Source organism: Pseudomonas simiae (assembly GCF_900111895.1).
GTDB lineage: Bacteria > Pseudomonadota > Gammaproteobacteria > Pseudomonadales > Pseudomonadaceae > Aquipseudomonas > Aquipseudomonas simiae.
Genome location: NZ_FOKB01000002.1, coordinates 812,341 through 837,447, shown reverse-complemented (window position 1 = coordinate 837,447; position 25,107 = coordinate 812,341). Strand labels below are relative to the sequence as shown.

Annotated in this window: 23 protein-coding genes; 12 read left to right on the top strand and 11 right to left on the bottom strand. The window is 59.9% G+C overall.

Annotated elements, in window-relative coordinates:
• Window positions 1–2: 2 nt before the first annotated feature.
• Window positions 3–881 carry a 4-hydroxy-tetrahydrodipicolinate synthase gene (gene dapA / locus BMZ57_RS09820; RefSeq protein WP_010212195.1) on the bottom strand — a complete coding sequence of 293 codons (879 nt, stop codon included), beginning with the start codon at window positions 879–881 and terminating at the stop codon, window positions 3–5.
• Window positions 882–1,154: 273 nt separating this feature from the next.
• On the opposite strand from dapA, the gene BMZ57_RS09815 reads away from it, so the two are divergent.
• Together BMZ57_RS09815 and BMZ57_RS09810 are read left to right on the top strand one after the other, a co-directional pair.
• Window positions 1,155–1,715 carry a glycine cleavage system transcriptional repressor gene (locus BMZ57_RS09815; RefSeq protein ID WP_003172487.1) on the top strand — a complete coding sequence of 187 codons (561 nt, stop codon included), beginning with the start codon at window positions 1,155–1,157 and terminating at the stop codon, window positions 1,713–1,715.
• Between the two features lie 10 nt (window positions 1,716–1,725).
• Window positions 1,726–2,199 (top strand): peroxiredoxin, encoded by a 474-nt coding sequence (locus tag BMZ57_RS09810; protein WP_010212196.1) that lies wholly within the window; start codon window positions 1,726–1,728, stop codon window positions 2,197–2,199.
• Between the two features lie 51 nt (window positions 2,200–2,250).
• Here the strand turns inward: BMZ57_RS09810 and BMZ57_RS09805 are convergent, their stop codons facing one another.
• Both BMZ57_RS09805 and BMZ57_RS09800 read right to left on the bottom strand, forming a co-directional pair.
• On the bottom strand, window positions 2,251–3,321 hold the full coding sequence (locus tag BMZ57_RS09805) for an AI-2E family transporter (RefSeq protein WP_010212197.1): 1,071 nt from the start codon (window positions 3,319–3,321) through the stop codon (window positions 2,251–2,253).
• Between the two features lie 30 nt (window positions 3,322–3,351).
• Window positions 3,352–3,591: a sulfurtransferase TusA family protein gene (locus BMZ57_RS09800; RefSeq protein ID WP_021491033.1), complete on the bottom strand. Its 240-nt coding sequence runs from the start codon at window positions 3,589–3,591 to the stop codon at window positions 3,352–3,354.
• A 94-nt stretch (window positions 3,592–3,685) separates the two neighbouring features.
• On the opposite strand from BMZ57_RS09800, the gene BMZ57_RS09795 reads away from it, so the two are divergent.
• The gene (locus tag BMZ57_RS09795; protein ID WP_010212199.1) at window positions 3,686–5,119 is read left to right on the top strand and encodes a M48 family metalloprotease; all 1,434 of its coding nucleotides are present in this window, start codon (window positions 3,686–3,688) and stop codon (window positions 5,117–5,119) included.
• Window positions 5,120–5,184: 65 nt separating this feature from the next.
• On the opposite strand, the gene BMZ57_RS09790 is transcribed toward BMZ57_RS09795, so the two are convergent.
• The 4 genes from BMZ57_RS09790 to rpoE all read right to left on the bottom strand — a co-directional run bounded on the left by BMZ57_RS09790 (window position 5,185) and on the right by rpoE (window position 9,038).
• On the bottom strand, window positions 5,185–6,624 hold the full coding sequence (locus BMZ57_RS09790; protein ID WP_010212202.1) for a DegQ family serine endoprotease: 1,440 nt from the start codon (window positions 6,622–6,624) through the stop codon (window positions 5,185–5,187).
• 234 nt (window positions 6,625–6,858) lie between these two features.
• Window positions 6,859–7,821 carry a MucB/RseB C-terminal domain-containing protein gene (locus BMZ57_RS09785; protein WP_010212204.1) on the bottom strand — a complete coding sequence of 321 codons (963 nt, stop codon included), beginning with the start codon at window positions 7,819–7,821 and terminating at the stop codon, window positions 6,859–6,861.
• Between the two features lie 15 nt (window positions 7,822–7,836).
• Complete coding sequence (locus BMZ57_RS09780; protein WP_003172479.1) at window positions 7,837–8,424, bottom strand: sigma-E factor negative regulatory protein; 588 nt, start codon at window positions 8,422–8,424, stop codon at window positions 7,837–7,839.
• Between the two features lie 32 nt (window positions 8,425–8,456).
• Window positions 8,457–9,038: an RNA polymerase sigma factor RpoE/AlgU gene (gene rpoE / locus BMZ57_RS09775; RefSeq protein ID WP_003172477.1), complete on the bottom strand. Its 582-nt coding sequence runs from the start codon at window positions 9,036–9,038 to the stop codon at window positions 8,457–8,459.
• 462 nt (window positions 9,039–9,500) lie between these two features.
• Here rpoE and nadB point away from each other — a divergent pair, with 462 nt between their 5' ends.
• Window positions 9,501–11,117 carry an L-aspartate oxidase gene (nadB, locus tag BMZ57_RS09770; protein WP_021491034.1) on the top strand — a complete coding sequence of 539 codons (1,617 nt, stop codon included), beginning with the start codon at window positions 9,501–9,503 and terminating at the stop codon, window positions 11,115–11,117.
• On the opposite strand, the gene BMZ57_RS09765 is transcribed toward nadB, so the two are convergent.
• The gene (locus tag BMZ57_RS09765) at window positions 11,086–11,532 is read right to left on the bottom strand and encodes a protein YgfX (RefSeq protein WP_069672318.1); all 447 of its coding nucleotides are present in this window, start codon (window positions 11,530–11,532) and stop codon (window positions 11,086–11,088) included. The two genes, nadB and BMZ57_RS09765, sit on opposite strands and share 32 nt — an antisense overlap.
• Window positions 11,516–11,770: an FAD assembly factor SdhE gene (locus BMZ57_RS09760; protein WP_044286766.1), complete on the bottom strand. Its 255-nt coding sequence runs from the start codon at window positions 11,768–11,770 to the stop codon at window positions 11,516–11,518. Before BMZ57_RS09760 ends, BMZ57_RS09765 begins: the two co-directional genes overlap by 17 nt.
• A 140-nt stretch (window positions 11,771–11,910) precedes the next feature.
• Between BMZ57_RS09760 and ygfZ the strand changes: the two genes are divergently transcribed.
• Both ygfZ and BMZ57_RS09750 read left to right on the top strand, forming a co-directional pair.
• Window positions 11,911–12,852: a CAF17-like 4Fe-4S cluster assembly/insertion protein YgfZ gene (gene ygfZ / locus BMZ57_RS09755; RefSeq protein WP_069672319.1), complete on the top strand. Its 942-nt coding sequence runs from the start codon at window positions 11,911–11,913 to the stop codon at window positions 12,850–12,852.
• 36 nt (window positions 12,853–12,888) lie between these two features.
• Window positions 12,889–13,710 (top strand): HDOD domain-containing protein, encoded by an 822-nt coding sequence (locus tag BMZ57_RS09750; protein WP_010212217.1) that lies wholly within the window; start codon window positions 12,889–12,891, stop codon window positions 13,708–13,710.
• Here the strand turns inward: BMZ57_RS09750 and BMZ57_RS09745 are convergent, their stop codons facing one another.
• The gene (locus tag BMZ57_RS09745) at window positions 13,711–15,096 is read right to left on the bottom strand and encodes a sensor histidine kinase (protein WP_010212218.1); all 1,386 of its coding nucleotides are present in this window, start codon (window positions 15,094–15,096) and stop codon (window positions 13,711–13,713) included.
• Window positions 15,089–15,760 (bottom strand): response regulator, encoded by a 672-nt coding sequence (locus BMZ57_RS09740; protein ID WP_010212220.1) that lies wholly within the window; start codon window positions 15,758–15,760, stop codon window positions 15,089–15,091. Before BMZ57_RS09740 ends, BMZ57_RS09745 begins: the two co-directional genes overlap by 8 nt.
• A 234-nt stretch (window positions 15,761–15,994) precedes the next feature.
• Here BMZ57_RS09740 and BMZ57_RS09735 point away from each other — a divergent pair, with 234 nt between their 5' ends.
• The 6 genes from BMZ57_RS09735 (at window position 15,995) to BMZ57_RS09710 (ending at window position 24,795) form a co-directional block, all read left to right on the top strand.
• Window positions 15,995–17,287 carry an OprD family porin gene (locus BMZ57_RS09735; protein WP_010212222.1) on the top strand — a complete coding sequence of 431 codons (1,293 nt, stop codon included), beginning with the start codon at window positions 15,995–15,997 and terminating at the stop codon, window positions 17,285–17,287.
• 33 nt (window positions 17,288–17,320) lie between these two features.
• The gene (locus BMZ57_RS09730) at window positions 17,321–18,304 is read left to right on the top strand and encodes a Bug family tripartite tricarboxylate transporter substrate binding protein (protein WP_010212225.1); all 984 of its coding nucleotides are present in this window, start codon (window positions 17,321–17,323) and stop codon (window positions 18,302–18,304) included.
• A gap of 164 nt (window positions 18,305–18,468) precedes the next feature.
• Window positions 18,469–18,927 carry a tripartite tricarboxylate transporter TctB family protein gene (locus BMZ57_RS09725; RefSeq protein WP_010212226.1) on the top strand — a complete coding sequence of 153 codons (459 nt, stop codon included), beginning with the start codon at window positions 18,469–18,471 and terminating at the stop codon, window positions 18,925–18,927.
• A 1-nt stretch (window position 18,928) separates the two neighbouring features.
• Entirely contained in the window at window positions 18,929–20,443 is a 1,515-nt protein-coding gene (locus BMZ57_RS09720; RefSeq protein WP_010212228.1) for a tripartite tricarboxylate transporter permease, read from the top strand.
• Entirely contained in the window at window positions 20,436–21,464 is a 1,029-nt protein-coding gene (locus BMZ57_RS09715; RefSeq protein WP_010212230.1) for an AbrB family transcriptional regulator, read from the top strand. The genes BMZ57_RS09720 and BMZ57_RS09715 overlap by 8 nt, the downstream gene beginning before the upstream one ends.
• Window positions 21,465–21,633: 169 nt before the next feature.
• Window positions 21,634–24,795 (top strand): hypothetical protein, encoded by a 3,162-nt coding sequence (locus BMZ57_RS09710; RefSeq protein WP_069672320.1) that lies wholly within the window; start codon window positions 21,634–21,636, stop codon window positions 24,793–24,795.
• Window positions 24,796–25,107: the final 312 nt, after the last annotated feature.

Genomic DNA, 25,107 nt, shown 5'->3' with positions numbered 1-25,107 from the left:
AATTAAACCAGGACGCCGGACTGGCGCAGGGCCTGTCGCAGCGGTTCGTGACAGGCTTCGCTGAGACGGGTGAGCGGCAGACGGATACCGTCCGGCATCATGCCCATTTCAGTCAGCGCCCATTTCACGGGAATAGGGTTGGATTCGATAAACAGTGTCTTGTTGAGCGGCATCAGCTTCTCGTGGATCGCACGGGCGGTCACGGCGTCGCCGGCAATGGCGGCGGCGCACATTTCGCTCATGGCCCGCGGGGCCACGTTGGCGGTCACGGAGATGTTGCCCTTGCCGCCCAGCAGGATCAGCTCGACAGCGGTGGCGTCGTCACCGGAATACACCAGGAAATCGCTGCTCACGCCGGCCAGGATGTCCTTGGCGCGTTGCAGGTCGCCAGTGGCTTCCTTGATACCGATGATGTTCGGCACGGTGGACAGGCGGATCACGGTCGCGGCCTGCATGTCGCACGCGGTGCGACCCGGCACGTTATAGAGGATCTGCGGAATATCGACCGCTTCGGCAATCGCGCGGAAGTGCTGGTACAAGCCTTCCTGGGTCGGCTTGTTGTAGTACGGGGTCACCAGCAGGCAGGCATCGGCGCCGGCTTTCTTGGCGTTTTTGGTCAGCTCGATCGCTTCTCGCGTCGAGTTGGCGCCCGTACCGGCGATCACGGCGATACGGCCCGCGACACGCTTGACCACGAATTCGATCACCTGGATGTGTTCTTCCACATCGAGGGTGGCCGATTCACCGGTGGTGCCGACCGCCACGATGGCGTTGGTGCCTTCTTGCAGGTGGAAGTCCACCAGTTTGCCCAGGCTGTCCCAGTCGAGATGACCTTGTGCATCCATGGGTGTGACCAGTGCCACCATACTGCCCGCAATCATGCAACCGCTCCTGCCGGAAAAAGAGAGCCGTAATGGTACTGGCGCCAAGATGCTTGCACAAGCGAAGTACCGCCTGAGGATGCGTTCTGGCGCAACTAAACGACGGGCAATGCCATCATTGGGCCAAAGCCTGCCCAGAAGCACGATGAAATCGAGCCGATCACGCAATGAAAACGCCACCTCCTATCCCTTGGCGACGGTTTTCGCTACCCTTCATCCTTTGATCGATACAGCCCGCACAGTATCGACCGCTCATCGTTTTAGGAAGGCTGCATGTCCACCCCCACAGTTCGCGAACAATTCCTTGTTATCAGTGCCCTCGGCGCCAACCCCATGGAGCTGACCAACGTCCTGTGCCGCGCCAGCCATGAAAACCGCTGCGCCGTCGTGACCTCCCGCCTCACCCGCCATGGCGAGTGCAGCGCGTTGGTCCTGCAGATCTCCGGCACCTGGGATGCCCTGGCGCGCCTGGAGACCGGCCTGCCAGGCCTGGCTAAAAAGCACGACTTCACCGTCAATGTGGTGCGCAGCGCCGCCCTGGAGAATCGTCCCCAAGCCCTGCCTTATGTAGCGTATGTCAGTTCCGCCTACCGTTCGGACATCGTCAACGAACTGTGCCAGTTCTTCATCGACCACAACGTCGAGCTGGAGAACCTGACCTGCGACACCTACCAGGCCCCGCAAACCGGCGGCACCATGCTGAACGCAACGTTCACCGTGACGTTGCCGGCTGGCGTGCAGATCAGCTGGCTGCGCGACCAGTTCCTGGATTTCGCCGATGCCCTGAACCTCGACGCCTTGATCGAGCCATGGCGCCCACAGAACCCAATGTAAGGAAGTTTTCATGGCGGTAGTCATCGACAAACCCGTAGCCGATTTCGAAGCCCAGGCCACCAGCGGCCAGACCTTCAGCCTCGCTGCCCTCAAGGGCAAGCAAGTGGTGATCTACTTCTACCCGAAGGACAGCACGCCAGGCTGCACCACCGAAGGCCAGGGCTTTCGCGACCAATACGCAGCATTCAAAGCGGCTAACACCGAAGTGTTTGGCGTGTCGCGGGACAGCGTGAAGTCTCACGAGAACTTCAAGGGCAAGCAGGCATTCCCCTTCGAGCTGATCAGCGACAAGGACGAGGCGGTCTGCCAACTGTTCGACGTGATCAAGTTGAAGAAGCTGTACGGCAAGGAATACCTGGGCGTGGATCGCAGCACCTTCCTGATCGACAAGGAGGGTGTGTTGCGTCAGGAATGGCGTGGCGTAAAGGTGCCGGGGCATGTGGATGCCGTCCTGGCGGCAGCGCAGGCGCTGAGCAAAGGCTGAACACAGCGAGCTCTTGTGGTGAGCGGGTTTGCCCCGCTCAACCACAAAAAATCACAGCAACGGCGCCACCACTGGCTCCTGCCGTGGCCACGCATCCAGCACCGCCTTGAACAGCGTCGCCAGCGGGATCGCAAAGAACACCCCCCAGAACCCCCACAGCCCACCGAATAACAACACCGCGCAGATGATCGCCACCGGGTGCAGGTTGACGGCCTCCGAGAACAGCAGCGGCACCAGCACGTTGCCATCCAGCGTCTGGATGATCCCGTACACCGCCATCAAATAGATGAACTGGTCACTCCAGCCCCACTGGAACAGCGCAATCAGCGCCACCGGCACAGTCACCACCACCGCGCCGACATACGGCACCACCACCGAAATACCTACCAGCAACGCCAGCAAGGCCGCGTAGTTCAGGTCCAGGGCAATAAAGGCGATGTAGGTCACGCCGCCGCAGATAATGATCTCGATGACCTTGCCGCGAATGTAGTTGGCGATCTGCCGATTCATTTCCTCGGCCACCCGGGTAATCAGTGCACGCTCGCGTGGCAGATAGCCACGTACCCAGCGGCCGATCATGACGCGGTCCTTGAGGAAGAAGAACACCAGGATCGGCACCAGCACCAGGTAGATCATGATATTGACCAGCAGCGGCAGGCTGGACAGGGAAAAGGTCAGCGCCCATTGCCCGAACTTTCCGATCTCGCCGCGCGCCGCTTCGATGGCCTGCAACACCTGTTCGTCCGACACCAGGTGCGGGTAGCGCTCCGGCAACAGCAGCAACAGCGATTGCCACTTGGCGAGCATGCCCGGCAGCTCGTTGAACAGCGTGATCAACTGATGCCACAACAGCGGTAATACCACCACGATAAACAGCACCAGCAGCCCCATGAACAAGGCGAATACCAGCCCCACGGCGGCTCCGCCCGGCAGGCGCAAACGCTCCAGCGTGGTGACCAAACCTTGCATCAGATACGCCAGTACCATCCCAGCCAATACCGGCGCCAGCATGCCGCCCAAGGTGAGCACGGCCGTGAAGGCCAGAAACAGCAGGACCGCCAGTACCACGGCCTCCTCGTCGGAGAAGTAGCGCTGGATCCAGTCTCGTAACACTTTGAACATCAATCAACCTCGGGTGGTGGAGCGAACGGTTCAGGCCTTGCGCAACCAGTAACGGTAAACACCGGCGGCGTCTTCTTCATGCAACAGCGTGTGGCCGGCCAGCTTGGCAAAGGTGCGGAAGTCACGCTGGGAGCCCGCGTCCGTGGCGATCACCTTGAGCACTGCGCCACTGGCCAGACGATTGAGTTCCAGCTTGGCCTTGAGCAAGGGTAACGGGCAATTGAGGCCGCTGGCATCGAGTTCGGCATCAAAGGCGACAGCATCGATCATGGTTTACTCCGGGCAAGCATTGGGGATGCTTAGAATATCTGGTCCGAAGCTCAGTGTCCGGCTACAGTAAGCTCTTTGTCGAAAGGCTCTGTGCATGACTTTTTTGCGCCCCACCCTGCTGACGCTGGCTTGCCTGCTGGCCTCCCCAGGCTTCGCTGACGACCTGCCGTCACTCGGCGACGCCAGTTCTGCCATTGTCTCGCCACAACAGGAATACCAGTTGGGTCGCGCCTGGCTGGCGTACCTGCGGGGCCAGGTCTCGCAACTCAACGACCCGCAGCTCAAGGATTACGTCGAAACCAGCGTCTACAAGTTGGTGGAGACCAGCCAGGTCAACGACCGGCGCCTGGAGTTCATCCTGATCAACAGCCCGCAACTGAACGCTTTCGCCGCGCCCGGCGGGATTGTCGGGGTCAACGGCGGCCTGTTCCTCAATGCCCAGACCGAAGGGGAATATGCCTCGGTACTGGCGCACGAATTGGCGCACTTGTCCCAACGCCACTTCGCCCGTGGCGTGGAAGCCCAACAGCGCATGCAACTCCCGATGATGGCCGCGCTGCTGGGCGGCATCATTGCCGCAGCAGCTGGCGCGGGTGACGCTGGTATTGCCGCTATTGCCGGCACCCAGGCGGCTGCGATCCAGGAACAGCGCCGGTTCTCGCGTCAGAACGAGCAAGAGGCTGACCGCATCGGCATCCTCAACCTCGAAAAAGCCGGTTACGATCCGCGCTCCATGCCGACCATGTTCGAACGCCTGATGCGTCAATACCGCTTCGACGCCAAGCCGCCGGAATTCCTGCTGACGCACCCGGTGACCGAATCGCGAATCGCCGACACCCGCAACCGCGCCGAGCAAGCCAAAACCGGCGGCAAGGAAGACAGCCTGCGCTATCAACTGATCCGCGCACGGGTGCAGCTGCAGTACGAAGACACCTCCGGCCTCGCCGCCAAACGCTTCCAGGCGCAGTTGGACGAAAACCCGAAGAACGATGTGGCGCGCTATGGCCTGGCCATTGCCCAGATCAAGGGCTCCCAGTTCAAACAGGCACGGGAAAACCTGGCGCCCCTGCTTGCGAAGACACCCAACGACATCACTTACAACCTGGCGCAGATCCAGCTGGACATTGACAACGGCCGCTTGCCTGACGCCCAGCAACGTACGGACAAGATGCTGACTCAGTATCCGGGCAACTACCCGCTGAATCAGATACGCGTGGATCTTCTGCTCAAGCAGAACCGTACCGCCGATGCGGAAAAGGCGTTGGACAGCTTGCTCAAATCTCGTCCGGACGACCCTGACGTGTGGTACCAGGTCGCAGAGACACGCGGCTTGTCCGGCAACATTATCGGCCTGCACCAAGCCCGCGCCGAGTACTTTGCGCTGGTGGGGGATTTCCAGCAGGCCATCCAGCAGTTGGATTTCGCCAAGCGTCGCGCCGGCAACAACTTCCCGTTGTCTTCGCGGATCGACGCCCGTCAACGCGAGCTGATCGAACAGGAACGCCTGGTCAAAGGGATGATGAGCTAACTCCATCGCCCACAAAAAAGCCCCGCCTTCATTCAACGAAGGCGGGGCTTTTTGTTTCTACCGACTTACTCGGCGAGCTTGAACGTAATGAAGCTTGCACGCCCCTGACGCAGCACTCGCATCGACACCGAACGATTCTTCGGCAACGCCTTGGCGATGTCGGTGAACTGCTTGGTGCTGTCGATGGCCTGGTTATTCAGGTGGGTAATCACGTCACCCGGCTGCAGGCCGATCAGAGAGGCAGGGCCGTCCTGCACTTCCTTGATCACCACGCCACTCTTGAGGTCGAAGGTCTTCTTCTGCTCAGCGGTCAACTCAGCCACGGCAATGCCCAGGCGGTTGCTGCTACGCTCGGCACCTGGCTTGGTGTTGCCCAGGGCATCCAGGGTTGCGCCCTCCTCAGGGATGGCACCGACCGTAAGTTCAACGGTCTGGCGCTTGCCTTCACGGATCACTTCCAGCTTGGCCTTGCTGCCGGCCTTGAGTGCGCCCACCAGGTGTGGCAGGTCGGCCGACATGACGATCGGCTGGCCATTCATGCTCAGGATCACGTCGCCGACATGCAGGCCGCCTTTGGCAGCAGGGCCGTCGTCCTGGATCTGCGCGACCAGGGCACCGGCCGGCTTGTCGAGACCGAAGGACTCCGCCAGGTCTTTGTTCACTTCCTGGATCACCACACCCAACCAGCCACGGCTAACCTTGCCGCCGCTTTTCAGCTGGTTGGAAACGTCCATCGCCACGTCGATCGGGATAGCGAACGACACGCCCATGAATCCGCCGGAACGGGTGTAGATCTGCGAGTTGATCCCCACCACTTCACCCGCCAGGTTGAACAGCGGACCACCCGAGTTACCCGGGTTGATCGGCACGTCGGTCTGGATGAACGGCACGTAGTTCTCGTTCGGCAGGCTGCGGCCGATGGCGCTGACGATACCTTGGGTCACAGTGTGGTCAAAACCAAACGGCGAACCGATGGCAACGACCCACTGCCCGGCCTTCAGGTCCTGGGATTTACCCAGCTTCAGCACCGGCAGGTCTTTGCCTTCGATTTTCAGCAGCGCCACGTCGGAACGTGGATCGGTGCCCACCAGCTTGGCTTTCAACTCACTACGGTCAGCCAGGCGCACGAGAATTTCGTCGGCGTCTGCAATCACGTGGTTGTTGGTAAGGATGTAGCCATCCGACGAGATGATGAAGCCCGAGCCCAGGGACTGAGCCTCACGCTGGCCACCGCCACCGCCACGGGGGGCGCGCGGTTGCGGCATGCCGCGCTCGAAGAACTCGCGCAGCATCGGCGGCAGGCCTTCCAGGTCCGGCATCTGCTGGTTGGAGACTTTGCGCTCCGGCAGTTTTTGCGTGGTACTGATGTTCACCACGGCCGGCGAGGCTTGCTCAACCAATTGGGTGAAGTCAGGCAACTCGACCGCTTGCGCGGGCAAGGCCTGACCTAGCACCAATACCGTGGCGACTATGGATAGGTAAGACTTCAAACGTGGTATCGACATACAGCTCCCGTTACGACGAGCAGGGTTGAGCGACAGGGTTCAAGAAACGCCGAAAACTGCGACCGACATCTTTGTTCCGCGAACAAAACAAGGCCAGAGCCGACAAGCCCTGACCTATAAAAAACATAAGAGATTTTTGCAAGTGAAAATGCTGATCCAGACATTTCATGCTCTCGGCAGCCAACCTGGCATGCAAATACAGTGAAACGTCAGGATGAACATAGGATTAACGACTCACGGCTGCACGGCTGGCTTTTTTTCACCACGCACCGACAACGCGATACGTTCTGCAGTGCCGATCGGGATTTCGCCCACCACCGTCACCATCATCTCGCCATCCACTGTATTGAGGCGACGGGATACAGCGACCGTAGGGCCCAGTTGCGTGCGCGTTTCGGTGACACTCGCATCGCTGATTGGCTCAAGGAACACTGAGAAACGCGCCAGCCCATCCTCATACATCAGGCTGTCGACTGTCGCCTTGGTCTGGGTGTCTTTACGCGAGCTGGTGCTGGTCAGCTGAAAGCCCGGCGGCAACCATTCCAGATGCCACGCCTCAGTAGGCTGCACGACGGGGGCTTTTTCATTGGCGACGGAGAGAGGTGCGCACTCGCTACTGGGCTGCAGATCGCGATCATCCGGCACAACCGAAGTGTTCAATCGCGTGAACTGGAAGCGCTCAAGCAACTGCCCCTGATCATTCAGCAAAAGGGATTTGAGCGGCAGCGCGGTTTCGCGATCCAGGTGCAGTTCAAAACCGTAGCGATACTGGTCACGCGGCGTGATCGACACGATCACCGCATTACGCCCGGCCACGCGGGATTTGCCAATGACGGCCAGTTCGTAGAATTGCTTGAGTTTTTGCGGATCCAGCGCACGGGATGGCGCATCGCGCGAGTTGCCCAGGCCTGCGACGAGAGTGCCGCTGACACATTGGGTCCGGCCATCCAGCCGCACGACTTCCTGGGCAGAACCATCGAGCTGCAAGAGCCGCTCACGGACCTGACCCTCCTGGACACGATGCCAGATGTCATGGGTAGAAAAACTGCCGTTACGTTCATAGACGAACGTACCTTGAAAGCTTTGCTGCTGCTCTGCACGCCCAAGTCGAGTCAGCCAGTCTTGGGCTTCGTCGGCGTGGGCGGGGAGTGCAAAACAACCACTGAGCAAAAGCGTAAGGAGCGGTATGGCTCGCATAGAGCTCCTTACGGATTAGCGGTTTTCCAAACTGGCTGCACGCGCATAAGGCAGAGCGCTTTCAGTGCCCTTCAGAGCCGATTCCTGTGCATGTTGGCGCAGGTAGCCTGGAAGACGCTGGTCCTGCCAGCCGGATTGCCCTTGCAATACACCGTTGGCCATCGGGCCTGTGGTGTCAGAGCTTTCCTTGTAGCCGGCCAGTACCGCTGGGCCTTTGACCTGAGGGCCTGCCATCACCGGCTGTTGAGTCTGCTGGGCCAGTTCGGCACCGGCGATCTCGTCCTGGTTGTACAGGCGAACACCGGCCAACACCGCAACAGTCACCGAAGCAGCAACTGCCAGGCGACCCAGGCTACGCCATGGTCCACGAGCAGCTTTTGCCGGAACGGCTTCATCAGCCAGCGCGGCAGAAACGGCCGCAGCAATATCCAGACGAGGGATTAGAAGATCCTTGTGCATCACCGCCCGAGCGACTTGGTAACGAGACCAGGTATCACGGGTTTCGGCGTCATCAAATGCGTTGAGCACTCGACGAAGTTCCAGTTCATCCGCTTCGTTATCCATCACTGCGGACAGCGATTCCTGCAGGGCATCACGACTCATGGCGGTTCCTCTCTTGGCTGTCGCCGCTGTCTTTAGTTCTCTTGCAACAACGGTTGCAAGGCTTTATCGATGGCTTCCCGGGCCCGGAAAATCCGTGACCTTACAGTCCCCACCGGACACTGCATGACGCTCGCAATGTCTTCGTAACTCAGACCATCGAATTCACGTAAAGTTAACGCCGTACGCAAATCTTCTGGCAGTTGCTGAATTGTGCGATGAACGGTGCCTTCGATCTCGTCGCGCAGCAATGCACGCTCCGGCGACTCGAGATCCTTGAGGCCGTGATCACCATCGTAAAATTCTGCATCTTCTGAACTTACATCGCTATCCGGTGGGCGGCGTCCGCGAGACACCAGATAGTTCTTCGCCGTGTTGATGGCGATCCGGTATAGCCACGTGTAAAACGCGCTATCACCGCGAAAGTTACCAAGTGCACGGTAAGCCTTGATAAAGGCTTCCTGTGCAACGTCCTGCGCTTCATGGGTGTCGTGCACAAACCGCACGATCAACCCGAGAATTTTGTGCTGGTATTTCAGCACTAGCAGATCAAAAGCTCGCTTGTCGCCGCGTTGGACGCGCTCGACCAGCTGCTGATCCTCTTCCTGGGTTAGCATGAACACTCCTCGTTGTACTTTAAGGAGGCTTGCATAACTAAACGATCAGGCTTGCAAACATAGACTCGGTCTTTTCGCAAAAGTTCTCCCCCTTCAAGCAAGTTTCCGGCACGCACTGATTTGGCACACACGAAAAACGCAGTACGGGCATAGCCGACTGCGCGAATAATCTTGTCGCCGGTTTTCTGACGCGTCCAATGCTCCCGACGGGCCAATAAACTCAACGTTTTCCCAGCTTTCGGGCAACCTGCTATTGAGTCGGGGCTCATGCAAAAAGTTCCCGTTTCAATAACCTGCCGATTTTACCCAAGCCGCGCACCGTAATCTCACATTGCCACGAATGCCCGGCTATTGTGCCGCTCCACCCCTCTATATACTAGTAGCCCGTGTGACCCTTTGATTCGCCGACCCAGGCGTCCTGTTTGCGCCACCTCTTCGGATCGCTTTTGCGGAATCCCTCAAATGAGCCAACAGTTTCAACACGATGTCCTGGTGATCGGCAGCGGCGCGGCCGGCCTGAGCCTTGCGCTGACCCTTCCCAGCCACCTGCGCATTGCGGTACTGAGCAAGGGCGACCTGGCCAACGGCTCGACATTCTGGGCCCAGGGCGGTGTCGCCGCGGTGCTGGACGACACCGACACCGTGCAATCCCACGTCGAAGACACCCTCAATGCCGGGGGTGGCCTATGCAATGAAGAGGCCGTGCGTTTCACCGTCGAGCACAGCCGCGAGGCCATCCAATGGCTGATCGATCAAGGCGTCCCCTTTACCCGTGATGAACACGCGGGGAGCGACGACGGCGGCTTCGAGTTCCACCTGACCCGCGAGGGCGGCCACAGCCACCGCCGCATCATCCATGCTGCCGACGCCACCGGCGCCGCCATCTTCAAGACGCTTCTCGAACAAGCCCGCCAACGCCCCAACATCGAATTGCTGGAACAACGCGTCGCCGTCGACCTGATCACCGAAAAACGCCTAGGCCTGGACGGCGAGCGCTGCCTCGGCGCCTATGTGCTCAACCGCGCCAGCGGCGAAGTCGACACCTACGGCGCGCGCTTCACCCTCCTCGCTTCGGGGGGTGCAGCCAAGGTCTACCTCTATACCAGCAACCCCGACGGAGCCTGTGGCGATGGCATTGCCATGGCCTGGCGCTCGGGCTGCCGGGTGGCCAACCTGGAATTCAACCAGTTCCACCCTACTTGCCTGTATCACCCACAGGCGAAGAGTTTCCTGATCACCGAAGCCCTGCGCGGCGAAGGTGCCCACTTGAAACTGCCCAACGGCGAACGCTTCATGCAGCGCTTCGACCCACGCGCCGAACTGGCCCCGCGCGACATCGTCGCCCGCGCCATCGACCATGAAATGAAGCGCCTGGGCATCGACTGCGTCTACCTGGACATCAGCCACAAACCCGAAGCTTTTATCAAGGCGCACTTCCCTACCGTGTACGAGCGCTGCCTGACGTTCAACATCGACATCACCAAAGGCCCGATCCCCGTGGTGCCCGCCGCGCACTACACCTGCGGCGGCGTGATGGTCGACCAGCACGGGCGCACCGACGTACCGGGCTTGTATGCCATTGGCGAAACCAGCTTCACCGGCCTGCATGGCGCCAACCGCATGGCCAGCAACTCGCTGCTCGAATGTTTCGTCTATGCGCGCTCAGCGGCGGCGGACATTCTCGAACAACTGCCACGCGTTCCGGTGCCGGCAGCCCTGCCCCGCTGGGACGCCAGCCAGGTTACCGATTCGGACGAAGACGTGATCATCGCCCATAACTGGGACGAGCTGCGCCGCTTCATGTGGGACTACGTGGGGATCGTACGCACCAACAAGCGCCTGCAGCGCGCGCAGCACCGAGTGCGATTGCTGTTGGATGAAATCGACGAGTTCTACAGTAACTACAAGGTCAGCCGCGACTTGATCGAACTGCGCAACCTGGCCCAGGTGGCGGAGCTGATGATCCGCTCGGCCATGGAACGCAAGGAAAGCCGCGGCCTGCATTACACCCTCGACTACCCGCAGATGCTGCCCGAGGCCCGCGACACTATCCTGGTGCCAACCACCTACGGCGGCTGAACTTCAGGCGTACCCGCAGGCGCCGATGCACATCGGCGTCCTGCGAATCCCTGGGTACACACACCGAACGGACCCGCCATTCGCCCTGCATCCGGTAACGCAGAACGACGATCAATGGCAAGGCGAGGCTGTCCGGACGCAACTGCACGCTGTGCCAGCCCCGCTCCGCACTGAGCAACTGCCAACCATCAGTGTCACGGCGCAGACCACGAATCGACGAACGGTGGGTCAGCAGAATAAAGCGCGGCAAAACCCAAGCGGCGTGCAACAGACACACCAGCAGGCCAAGGCTTGAATAGGACAGATCAAGAAACAAAAACGCACCCAGCGCGAACAGCTGGGCGAGGAGATACGCCGCCAGCAACAGCCGTGAGGCCTGCCAGCGGCATTCAAAGGTATTACTTGGGCTGGACACGGTCCAGGATCATCCTGACCATGCGCTGCAACTCTGGGTCTTCGGATTCGGCGCGCTCCATGAACCAGCCGAACATGTCCTGGTCTTCACAAGTCAGCAGCCTGACGTAGAGGTCGCGATCCACCTTACTGAGCGTTGCGTAGACCTCTTTGGTGAAAGGCACCAGCAACACATCAAGCTCAAGCATGCCACGACGGCTGTGCCAGTAGAGACGATTGATTTCTACATCTTCGACCATGGAGCGCTCCTCAAATAGGCGGCAAGTATACAGGGCCGACGGCACCGGAACAGTCGGCTTTGGTCGCCCCATACGGAAACTATCCATTTGCCGGGCGCCCCTCTATGATGCACCCATGACTTTTTGACCTGCGATGACCCATGGCCGACTCTGCTTTCTTCTGCCCCCTGTCCCACGAAGGCGTTCTCGCCGTCCGCGGTGCCGACGCCGCCAAATTCCTTCAGGGCCAACTGACCTGCAACCTCAATTACTTGAGCGATACCCAGGCCAGCCTCGGCGCGCGCTGCACGCAAAAAGGGCGCATGCAGTCGAGCTTCCGCATCCTGCTGCAAGGTGACGGCGTGGTGCTGGCCATGGCCACCGAGCTACTGGAACCCCAGCTGGCCGACCTGAAGAAGTACGCCGTGTTCTCCAAATCCAAACTGACCGACGAAAGCGCCGCCTGGGTGCGCTTCGGCCTGATGCATGCGGAGCCGGCCCTGGCCAGCCTTGGCCTTGAACTGCCCGCCGAGACCGACAGCGTCGTTCGCAACGATACCTTGATCGCCATCCGCGTCTCCCCTGACCGCGCTGAACTTTGGGTGCCTGCCGAGCAAGGCGACGCCGTACGCAATCAATTGGCTGCAACCCTTGAACAAACCGATCTGAATGAATGGCTGCTGGGGCAGATCCGCGCCGGCATCGGCCAGGTCATGCCGCAAACCCGCGAACTGTTCATCCCGCAGATGCTCAACCTGCAGGCCGTGGGCGGCGTGAGTTTCAAGAAAGGCTGCTACACCGGCCAGGAAATCGTCGCGCGCATGCAGTACCTGGGCAAACTCAAACGTCGCCTGTACCGCTTGAGCCTCGATGCGCCTGAAATGCCCGAGCCAGGCACTCCGCTGTTTTCGCCCAGCCACACCAGCGCGATCGGCGAAGTGGTCATTGCGGCAAAAACTGACCAAACCGTTGAACTTCTGGCCGTGTTGCAAGCCGAAGCTGCCGATAGTGGCGATGTGCATGTAGGTACGCCGGAAGGCCCCCGTTTGCACCTGCTCGACCTGCCTTACACGCTCGACCGTGATCGAGAGATCCAGCGCTGATCGCCGTACCTTTTTGCAACACCCTAGAGAGCATGAATGAACACGCTGGCGGAAAAAGTCCAACAGGCTTTAGTGAGGGCCATCGACAACGATGAGCTGGTTCTGCCGACATTGCCGGAAGTGGCCCTGAATATTCGCCAGGCCGCCGAGGACCCGGAGATCAGCATCAGCCACTTGAGCAAAGTGATCGGTCGCGACACCGCGCTGTCGGCGCGCCTGATCAAAGTGGTCAACAGCCCGTTGTTGCGCGCCACCCAGGAAGTCACCGACCTGCACACCGCCATCACCCGGCTGGGCACCAACTACAGCAGCAACCTGGCAATCGGCCTGGTGATGGAGCAAATTTTCCACGCCCGCTCCGACGTGGTCGAACAAAAGATGCGTGATGTATGGCGCCGCAGCCTGGAAGTGGCGGGCGTCAGTTACGCCCTGTGCCGCAGCCACAGCCAGCTCAAGCCAGACCAGGCGGCACTCGGCGGCCTGGTGCATCAGATCGGCGTATTGCCGATCCTGACGTACGCCGAGGACCACTACGAGTTGCTCGCAGACCCGGTCAGCCTCAACCATGTCATCGAGAGTATCCACCCGTTACTGGGCGACAAACTGTTGGGAGTCTGGGACTTCCCGGAAATGCTGGCGAAACTGCCCGGCCAATACCTGGACCTGGAACGCGATTCGCCCAAGCTCGACTACATCGACCTGGTGCAGGTCGCCGTGTTGTATTGCCATCGCGGCACCGATCATCCCTTGGCCAGCGTACCGGTCTCGACCTTGCCGGCGCTCAAGAAACTGCGGGTCGACCCCTACAGCGATGCGTTGCGCGCCGAGCTGGATGAAGCCCGCTCGATGTTCTACTGATCAACCCGCGATAAAACTCACCCGCACCTTCAAGCCGGCCTGCTCGCCATCGTGCAGGCTGATCTGGGCCAAGTGCGCCCGACAAATCTCACCGACAATCGCCAACCCCAGGCCAGACCCCATCCCCTGCTGGCTGCGACGGTAGAAGCGCTCGAAAACGCGGTCCCGCTCATCCAGCGGGATCCCGGGGCCATCGTCCTCCACTTCCAACACGGCGGGCGCCGTCACCCGCAGGATCACATTGCCCCCCGGAGACGTGTGAGCCAGTGCGTTATCCACCAGGTTGCTCAGCAACTCATTCAATAAGGTTGGCTCACCGCGCAGCCACACGGGCTCGTCGGCCTCCAACGCCAGCGCCACGCCGCGCGCGTGGGCCAACGGGGCCATGGCCATACCCAGCTCCCGCGCCAACTGGCTGAGGTCCAGCAATTGCGCGCCGCCTTCGGCAATCGCGCGGGCACCGTTTTCAATGCGTGCCAGCGACAACAACTGATTGGCCAGATGCGTCAGGCGGTCAGTGCCCTGGGCTGCGGTTTCCAGGGTGCTGCGCCAAGTAGCGGGATCCTCGGCGCGCAACCCCAGCTCCAGCCGGGCCTTGAGGGCCGCCAGCGGGGTACGCAGTTCATGGGCTGCATCGGCGATGAACTGCGCTTGACGTTCGAATTGGCCGCGCAGGCGCTCGGTGAAATGGTTGAGGGAGCGCACCAGCGGCCCGAACTCATGCTGCACTTCCACCAAGGGCAATGGCCGCAAGTCGTCTGGCTGACGTTCTTCTACCGCCGTGCGCAGGCGCTCCAGCGGGCGCAACGCGGCACTGACGGCAAACCACACCAACAACAATGCGCCGACCGCAAGCATCCCCAGGCGCAGCAACGTGTCCGCCATCAGACTGCGGGCCATGCTCACCCGCGCTTCATCGGTTTCAGCGACACGGATCTCCGCCATGCCGTTCATATTCGGTTCGGAGACCGCCTTGAGCAGGCTCACCACCCGCACCTGCTGGCCCTGGTACATGGCGTCATAGAAGCGTGCCAGCGCCGGATAGTCATCGGTACGCGGCGTGCCAGGCGGCGGGCCGGGGAGGTTTTCGTAGCCGGAGATCAGCTTCTGGTGGATGTCATTGACCTGGTAATAAATGCGCCCGGCGCTGTCGTAGGCGAACGTATCCAGGGCCACATACGGAACGTTCGCACTCAAGGTGCCATCCACCTGGGTCAAGCCGGCGGCAATGGTGCGCGCCGAGGCCAGCAGCGTGCGGTCGTACGCGGTGTCGGCGGCCTCGCGGCCGTTCCAGTAGGCGCTCATGCCGCTGGCGAGCATCAACAGCACCAGCAACAGCGCCAGGTTCCACAGCAGGCGCCAACGCAGGCTGCTGGGCTTATGCATCGCGGGCTTCCAGCAAGTAGCCGAGGCCGCGGAAGGTCACGATGGCGATGGGCTGGCCATCGAGTTTCTTGCGCAGGCGGTGCACGTAGATTTCGATGGCATCGGGGCTGGCTTCTTCGTCCAGGCCGAACACTTGGGAAGCCAGCTGCTCCTTGCTCATCACCCGGCCCGGCCGTGCAATCAGCGCCTCAAGCACCGCTTGCTCACGGGAGGTCAGCGTCATCAGCTCGCCGCCCACGGTGAAACGCCGGGTGTCGAGGTCATAGACCAACACGCCGCAGGCCTGCTGGCGCTCGCCGCCCAACACACTGCGCCGCAACAGTGCCTTGACCCGCGCCTCCAACTCCGTGAGTTCGAAAGGTTTGGCGAGGTAATCGTCGGCGCCAAGATTGAGGCCGTGCACACGGTCCTTCACATCACTGCGCGCCGTCAGCATCAACACCGGAAGATTTTTTCCACGGGCGCGCAAACGTGCGAGCACCTCGAAACCGTCCATGCGTGGCAACCCCACATCGAGGATCGCCGCCGCGTACTCCTCGCTGCTCAGGGCCAGGTCCGCCGCCACTCCATCGTGCAGCACGTCAACGGTCAAACCCGTGCTCTTGAGCGCTTGCGCGACGCTTTCGGCAAGTTGCAGATGGTCTTCAACCAGCAAGACACGCATGGATTTCTACCTCGTTCAGGGGTGGTCGGCGCCACGCTTTGGCGGGCAGTTTACAGGCGCCGCCTGCCCTGTGAAGCCCGAAAACATTGAAAGGCCGTTGAAAGGTTAGTGAAAGCTTCGCCCTTTAGCATCCAGCTACGGTGGTCTATGCCCGCCGAGCGACCTCAACGTCGCGCCCGAAAAACGCCTCGAAGCGTTTTCGCCAAAATAAGAACAATAACGGAGTACACAACGATGCTGTCGACACAGCCCCAGGCCTCCTCGCCTGTTCGTTTTTCTCGTCTGACCCAGACCGCCCTCGCCAGTGCTGCTACGCTTGCCGGCTTTTCGCCGCTTAGCCAGGCTGCCTTCTTCGAAGACAGTAGCGCGACCCTGGAAACCCGCAACATGTACTTCAACCGCGATTTCCGCGACGGCACCAGTGCGCAGCAATCCAAGCGCGACGAATGGGCCCAGGGCTTCATGCTCAATCTGCAATCGGGCTACACCGACGGCACCGTCGGCTTTGGTGTGGACGCGCTGGGCATGCTCGGGGTCAAGCTCGACTCCAGCCCCGACCGCACCGGCACCGGCCTATTGCCCACCCATGACGACGGCCGTGCCGCCGACGAGTACTCCAAGCTGGGCCTGACCGGCAAAGTGAAGATCTCGGCCACCGAGCTGAAAATCGGCTCGCTGATTCCCGAATTGCCGATCCTCAAGCCCAACGACGGGCGCATCCTGCCGCAGACCTTCAATGGCGGCCTGATCACCTCGAAAGAATTCAAGAACCTGGTATTCACCGGTGGGCGCCTGGACAAAGCCAAGGACCGTGACGACACCAATTACGAAGACATCGCCCTCAACAACAAGAACAGCCGCTTCGTCAGCGGCGCCACCGGCAAGCACTTCAACTTCGGCGGCGCGGACTACCAGTTCGCTGACAAGATCACCGGCAGCTACCACTTCGCCCAGCTGGATGACGTGTACCGCCAGCACTTCCTCGGCCTGGTGGCCTCGCGCCCGATGGGGCCTGGCACCTTCGGCACCGACCTGCGCCTGGCCATCAGCGATGATACCGGCGCAGCACGCGGCGGCAAGATCGACAACACCTCCCTCAACGGTCTGTTCAGCTATGCCCTCAATGGCCATAAGCTCAGTGCCGGTTACCAGCACATGTCCGGCGACAGCGCCTTCCCGTATGTGGATGGCAGCGACCCGTACCTGGTCAACTTCGTGCAGATCAACGACTTTGCCGGCGCCGAAGAGCGTTCCTGGCAGGCGCGCTACGACTTCGACTTCGCCAAGCTGGGCATCCCCGGCCTGAGCTTCATGAGCCGTTACCTCTCGGGTGACAACATCAAGCTCAAGAACGGCGAGACTGGCAAGGAGTGGGAACGCAACAGCGAGATCAAGTACGTGGTGCAAACCGGCACGTTCAAGGATGTGGCGGTGCGCCTGCGCAACGCCACCTACCGTTCCAACTACTCCGCCCGTGATGCGGATGAAATGCGCTTGCTGGTCAGCTATAGCGTTGCGCTCTGGTAGTAACCCCTCATAACAACAAAGACGGAGATAACCATGACCCCTTCACTGCGTAAATTAGCCCTCGCCGCCGGCTGCATGCTGTTCGCCGGCCAACTGTTGGCCGCCGATGAACCCAAGCGCCCGGAATGCATCGCCCCGGCCTCGCCTGGCGGTGGGTTTGACCTGACCTGCAAACTGGCGCAAAGCGCGCTGGTCAACGAGAAACTGCTGAGCAAGCCAATGCGCGTGACCTACATGCCAGGTGGCGTGGGCGCAGTGGCCTACAACGCCGTAGTCGCCCAGCGCCCTGCCGATGCCGGTACGCTGGTGGCCTGGTCCAGCGGTTCGCTGTTGAACCTGGCCCAGGGCAAGTTCGGTCGCTTCGATGAAAGTGCCGTGCGCTGGTTGGCGGCGGTGGGCACCAGCTACGGGGCTATCGCCGTGAAAGCCGACTCGCCCTACAAGACCCTCGACGATCTGGTCAAAGCCTTGAAGAAAGATCCGGGCAGCGTCGTAATCGGTTCCGGCGGCACCGTCGGCAGCCAGGACTGGATGCAAACCGCGCTGATCGCCAAGGCGGCCGGGATCAACCCGCGTGAACTGCGTTACGTGGCACTCGAAGGCGGCGGCGAAATTGCCACGGCCCTGCTCGGTGGCCATATCCAGGTGGGCAGTACCGACATCTCCGACTCCATGCCGCACATCCTGAGCGGCGACATGCGCCTGCTGGCGGTGTTCTCCGAACAGCGCCTGGACGAGCCGGAAATGAAAGACATTCCGACTGCCAAGGAACAAGGCTACGACATCGTCTGGCCAGTGGTGCGCGGTTTCTACCTCGGGCCAAAAGTCAGCGATGCCGACTACGCCTGGTGGAAAGACGCGTTCGACAAGCTGCTGGCCTCCGACGAGTTCGCCAAGCTGCGTGACCAGCGCGAGCTGTTCCCGTTCGCCATGACCGGCCCGGAGCTGGACACCTACGTGAAGAAACAGGTGGCTGACTACAAAGTGCTGGCCAAAGAGTTCGGCCTGATCCAGTAATTGCCCCTCTGTAGGAGCGAGCTTGCTCGCGAAAAACGCAACGACACCGCGCTTATCCAGGCAGCACGCAGCCTCGTTGACGTTCTTCGTAAGCAAGCTCGCTCCTATAGCGTCGCCATATTCCGTAGCCGCGCCCCGTTCGGGGCGCGATCCAGGAGTTCCCTATGCTCTTACAACGCATTTTCGCCGCCGTGTTGCTGCTGGCTTGTGCCGGCCTCGCGCTGATGGCCTGGCCGTATCAAGCGTCGTTTTCCTACGAGCCGGTAGGACCTCGCGCCTACCCGCTGCTGATGCTCGGGCTGATGAGCCTGGCACTGATCTACATGCTGTTCCGCCCCCAGCCGACCAAGCACACGGAAGAAGAACCCGCGCTGGACCGCGAAACCCTGATCAAGATCGGCGTGTGCGTCGCGCTGTTGATCGTGTTTGCCGGCACCTTCGAACCCCTGGGTTTCATCCTCAGCAGCATGCTGATCGGCATCCCGATGGCGCGCCTGTATGGCGGCCGCTGGTTGCCCAGTGCAGTGATCGTCGGCCTGATGGCGATTGGTCTTTACCTGCTGTTCGATAAAGCCATGGATGTGCCGCTGCCCCTCGGCCTGCTCGACGTTCTGGAGAATTGATATGGATACTTTCGGCTACTTGGGCCAGGGCTTCGGCGTTGCACTGTCCCCTTACAACCTGGTGACCGCGCTGTGCGGCACCCTGATCGGCACCGTGGTCGGCCTATTGCCAGGCCTGGGCCCGATCAACGGCGTGGCGCTGTTGATCCCCATCGCCTTCGCCCTGGGCCTGCCACCCGAATCGGCGCTGATCCTACTGGCAGCCGTGTACCTGGGCTGTGAATACGGCGGCCGTATCAGCTCGATCCTGCTGAACATCCCGGGCGAAGCGTCCACCGTGATGACCACCCTTGACGGCTACCCAATGGCCCGCAAAGGCTTGGCTGGCGTGGCGCTGTCGTTGTCGGCGTGGAGTTCGTTCATCGGCGCGTTTATCGCCACCTGCGGCATGGTGCTGTTTGCGCCGTTGCTGGCCCAATGGGCGATTGCCTTCGGTCCGGCGGAATATTTCGTACTGATGGTGTTTGCGATTGTCTGTCTCGGCGGCATGGCCGGTGACAAACCCTTGAAGACGTTCGTGGCGGCGCTGATCGGCCTGTTCCTGTCGGCGGTCGGCATCGACGCCAACAGCGGCGTGTATCGCTTTACCGGGGATAACATCCACCTGACTGACGGCATCCAATTTGTGGTGCTGGTGCTGGGCCTGTTCTCCATCAGCGAGATCCTGTTGCTGCTGGAAAAAACCCACCGTGGCCAGGAAGCGGTCAAAGCCACCGGGCGCATGATGTTTAACTTGAAGGAAGCTGGCGCGGTGTTCGTCGTCAACATCCGCTGTGGGTTGCTTGGTTTCATCATGGGCGTATTGCCAGGTGCCGGTGCGACGCTGGCGTCAGCCGTTGCCTACATGACCGAAAAACGCCTGGCCGGTGCCAGCGGTAAATTCGGTCAGGGCGACATGCGTGGCCTCGCCGCTCCGGAAACCGCCATCGGCGCGTCCGCCTGCGGTGCCCTGGTGCCAATGCTGACCCTCGGCGTACCAGGTTCGGGTACCACGGCCGTGATGATCGGCGCACTGTCGCTGTACAACATCACCCCTGGCCCGCTGCTGTTCCAACAGCAACCGGACATCGTCTGGGGCCTGATCGCCTCGTTGTTCGTCGCCAACATCATGCTGGTGATCCTCAACATCCCGATGATCCGCATCTTCACCCGCATCCTTGCCGTGCCGAACTGGGCGCTGGTACCGGTGATCGCCATCATCACGGCGATTGGCGTGTACGCGGTTCACGCCACCACCTTCGACCTGTTCCTGATGGTCGGTATCGGCATCTTCGGCTACATCCTGCGCAAGCTCGATTTCCCGCTGTCGCCGGTGCTGCTGGGCTTTATCCTCGGTGGCTTGATGGAGCAGAACCTGCGTCGTGCGCTGTCGATTTCCAACGGTGACCTGCAGATCCTCTGGTCGAGCCCGATCACCTTTGGTGTGTGGGTACTGACCGCGCTGATGCTGGCCTTCCCGCTGATCCGCATCTACCGCAAACGTGCCTTGCAGCGTCGTGCCGTGGCCGATGTCTGAGGTCACCTTTAAACATTGGTGGGGAACACCGCTGGTCGGCCTGGCCGGCGGTTACCTGGCCAGCCTCGTCGGCTGGCCTTTGCCGTACATGGTCGGCTCATTGCTGGCGATCATCCTGGTGCGCTGCCTCACGCCGTGGCAGTTGGCGGAGATTCCCGGCGGGCGCAAATGCGGCCAATGGGTAGTGGGCATCGGCATCGGCCTGCACTTCACGCCGGTGGTGATCGAACAGGTGATGAGCCACTTCGGGCTGATCTTTTTCGGCGCACTGGTCACCAGTATGTCGAGCGTGGTTGGCGTGTGGTTGATGCGCCGCAGCGGTGAAGACCGCGCCACGGCGTTTTTCTCCAGCATGCCGGGCGGTTCCGGTGAGATGGTCAACCTCGGCGCACGCAATGGCGCCGTGCTCAGCCGTGTCGCGGCGGGGCAGAGTCTGCGCGTATTGGTGGTGGTGCTGTGTGTACCGGCGATCTTCAAGTATCTGCTGGAAGGCGGTACACCGCAGTTTCATCCGGCGCCCGTGAGCTGGCCGTGGCTGTTAGCGCTGTTTCCGATGGGCGCACTGGTCGCCTGGGGTTGGCAGCGTTTGCGTCAGCCGAACCCGTGGTTGTTCGGCCCCTTGCTGGTGAGCGCCACTGCCAGTGTGATCTGGGATCTGCATATCGGCCTGCCCGACGGCGGCAGCCAAATCGGCCAATGGTTGATCGGCAGCGGTCTGGGTTGCCACTTCAACCGGCAGTTCTTCCGTCGGGCACCGTCATTCATGGGTCGCACCCTGATCGGCACAGCCCTGACCATGGCGCTGGCGACATTGGCAGCGGTGGGCTTGAGTGCCTTGACCCACCTGGACCTGCGCTCGCTGACGTTGGGCATGATGCCGGGGGGGATTGCCGAGATGAGCCTGACCGCCGAGACGCTGCAGTTGTCCGTTCCCCTGGTGACGGCCATGCAGGTGATGCGTTTGTTGTTCGTCCTGTTCCTCGCCGAACCTCTGTTCCGGCACTGGAACCGTCAACCCTGACCCTCGGTAACGTGAGCGGCTCGCGTGCGGGCCGCTGCCGTTTGTCGGCACTGTCAATTCTCACAGCTGGTTGCTCCCCAGCTTCCGCGTTACACCTCTTCGCAACTACTCCCACTCAGTAAATGGGCCGTAGACATTGAGTTCCTCAATAACTGCAGAGGCTTCCACCATGGGTAACGACGAAGAGCTTTCCAAAAATCCAGACCAGCGTTTGATCAAGCTCTCAGAGGGGCGCTCACTGCTTACGCCTTACTCAAGCACGCGCCCCCTCAAAAAGACGCCACCGGTGCAGCGTACGTTCATCGACCGTCGTTACTTGGTGCCGCCCCCGTCCGACCTGTCGCTCAACTCGACGCAAGCCTTCAAAAAGGTTCACCTCGAAGATTTGGTACTGTACATCCCTGCAAGTACCCGGCCGGTGCAAGGCTACGATGCAGGTATCAATCTCGTCGCAATCACCACGCATGAGGAGGGACTACTGATCGGCTTGCTGCCATTTCTGGAGGCGGCAGCCCTGGATTTCGTGGAGCTGTTCTGGGGCTCTCTGACCGACCCCGTCGCCTCCACCACCATCCAACAGCATGAAGTGGATAACGCTGAGGTGATTCCCCTGTTCGTACCGTCAAGTTCGATCACCGACGGTAATACCTATCCAGTGTTCTTCAGGGTGACACGCCTCGGCCAGGCGGTAGGAGAAACAAGAAAATTCGCACTGAAGGTCGATAAGGTGAAACCCGGCGGGGACAATCCGGACGGGGACAGATTTGTAAACACGAACCTGCTCAAGCCGATCATTCCCCAAGAATTTCTCGACTTTGGCGTTACAGAAGACGACGCCCAAAACTGCATAGAGATTCGCGTCCCCTACTACCCTGCCGATACCTCACTGTCACCCCGCACTTACCGGGCGGTGCGGGATGTTGTTCGCCTGAAAATCGGCGATGCATTATTCGAACACTCAGTGTCGCAGGAGGAACAGGGTAACCATGACGACATTGTTTTCAAGCTGTGCATTGAACATTGGCGCCAGATCGGCAGCGGCCATCACGTCGCTGAGTGGAGCGTGATTGATGAATGCGGAAACTATTCCGACGGCTGGTCGGTCGCCGAATTCCTCCTGGTCTACCTGAACGATGGTTCAGAGCCATTGTTGCCCCATTGTTTCTTCAGTGAGGCTCCGGAAGACATCCTCGATCTCGACCACGTCGTTGGCGATTTCGTGAACATCGTCGTTCTAATCGCGAATAACGGCTACCTATTGGGCGACGTGATCAAGGTGACCCTCATCGGCAAGACGTTGCGTGGGCAAACGGTGAGGAAAACCTACAGCTCTGATCCACTGACATCCACCACGACGCGCCAGCTCAAAATTCCATGCCCGGTAAGCGACCTGATACCGTTGATCAAAGGTGAGGCTCGACTTAGCTATGAGCGAATTCGCTTTGGCGCGCAGAATAGAGGCTCACACCTCACGCCGGTCACTATTATCGGCACCGCCATTCCCGGCGGACTTCGCGCCCCGATCTTTCGCGAGGCTGTCGATGGAATACTGCCTGCCGATACCACCATCATCAACATCGACATCCTTAAATATGACGACCAGGACTACTTTGACCGCATCACGCTGAAGCTGTTGGGTCGCTACCCTAACGGCAAGTTTTACTACCACGAAGAATCCAAAAATGCAGGCGTAGGCAATGTGGTGTTCTCGATTATCAATGGCCCCGAGGGTGACATTGCCAAATTGGCAGGTGGCAGCCTGACTGCCTCTTATACCCGTCAGAATAGCGAGGGACCACTACCATCCCCGGACACAACAGTTAGTATCAGTGCCTCTACGGCTGTACTGCCAGAACCGCGAGTGCATGAGGCGCCACCGCCTGATTACGTGTTTGATTCGAACCAGTCCACCGGTGATGCCACCATTGAGGTCGACCCCCACAGCGACATCATCGAGGGGGATACGGTCATCCTGCATGCTGAAGGCTATGTGCCAGGTGGCAGCGCGCCGCCCCAACCCTTCTTTGTCTCAGACACTTGGAAAGACCGGCCACTGCCTTTCACGCTTAAGCGCCAGTACATCCTGCTCAATCAAAATATGAATATTTTCTACGAGCGCTCGCGTCCAGGCGTTGCACCACGCATCTCGAACACCGTGCACATGAGAGTCCTCGCTGCGCGCCATTTGCCCGCGCCTTTCGTTTATAACAGCACACCCGTGGACGACGAAAACGCGACTATCAACCCGGTCATTGCTGATAACACTGCGCAGGTGACGGTTCGCGTGCAATTTGCACCGATGTCTTCGAACGATCTCATCAAACTCGAACTGCAGGGCAACCCCGGTGCGACGCTACCGTCCATAGCACCTCAATACGGCAACCCAACTGCGGGTTTTGTCGATTTCAAATTCTCTAACAGCGTGATCGGCGACCACATTGGGAGCGTCCTGCGTCTTCAGTATCACGTCACAACCAATGGCATCACCGATGACTCAAGGGTACTGAACCTGCGCGTACTGGACTTCGATGAAGTACCCGGCGGCAATCCACTGCCGCAGCCAAGGCTCAATGGCCTGCCACCCGGCTCAAAAATAGACTTGAATGCGTTCAACACCGATTGCTGGGTGAGCCTGGCGCCCTGGACGTTAAGCCGCAAGGACCAACGGATCTGGCTCAAGCTCCATAGTGTTGGCGCAACCCCCTTGACACTGTTGAACGGCCATCTGATCGACCAGACCCAAGCCGACAACGGGATAGTGAATGAAAAGGCAATGCGCAGCTGGTTTACCGCACTGACGGATGAAAGCAAGGTGACGGTAAGTGCAGCCGTCACTTTCAATGGCGATACTAATGAACTGAACGCCAAACCCTTTCCGTCGAGCAACTACTTCATCCAAGCGCTTCGGTTCTATGATTTGACGGACTTTGAGTTATTAAGCTGGAATCAGTGGGTCAACATCGTCAGCAGTCTGGGCCTGATCAGAAACGTCAACAACAACAATTTCTGGTTTGTAAAACTCAACAATGGCAGCCCTATCACTCCCGGCGTCATTAAATCCTTTTTTATCAAAAGCGGTAAAACCTACGACTTGAGTTTCAAAATGAAGGTGGATTTGAACCCCTATCAACCCTTTGTTTACATGGAGTTCGGCACTCAGTCAGAACATTTCCTGCATAACAATCCCGGAGTATGGACCTCACACTCCCGGACCTTTGCATTGCCTGCCGGGGTTCCGTCTCAGTTCTTGCCTATACGCATCTATTTCAAGAGTGGTTTCTCAGGGGCCGAGTTTTCACTGGATGATATTTTGGTTGTGGAGCGGCCATAGACTCATTGTTCAAGACCGGTGCCGGGTGGTGACATTGCTACCCGACACCACCACTTTTGATGCAATAAAAAAGCCTCTCTACCGTCAGGAAGAGAGGCTCGCTGATTTGTTATTTTCTGGGTACACACTTTTTCAGAGTGTCATCAAAATCTTGTCCAGCCGGGCACTGCATCGGGTATTTTATCCATCGATTGATATTGACGTGGTATATACACCGATAATACCAACCGGGCGATACGCTTTTGAAATAGCCGGCGCTAGTGCAAGCTGGATCACCCCCCGGGTACTCACTCGAAATCGTCTCGGTAGGGC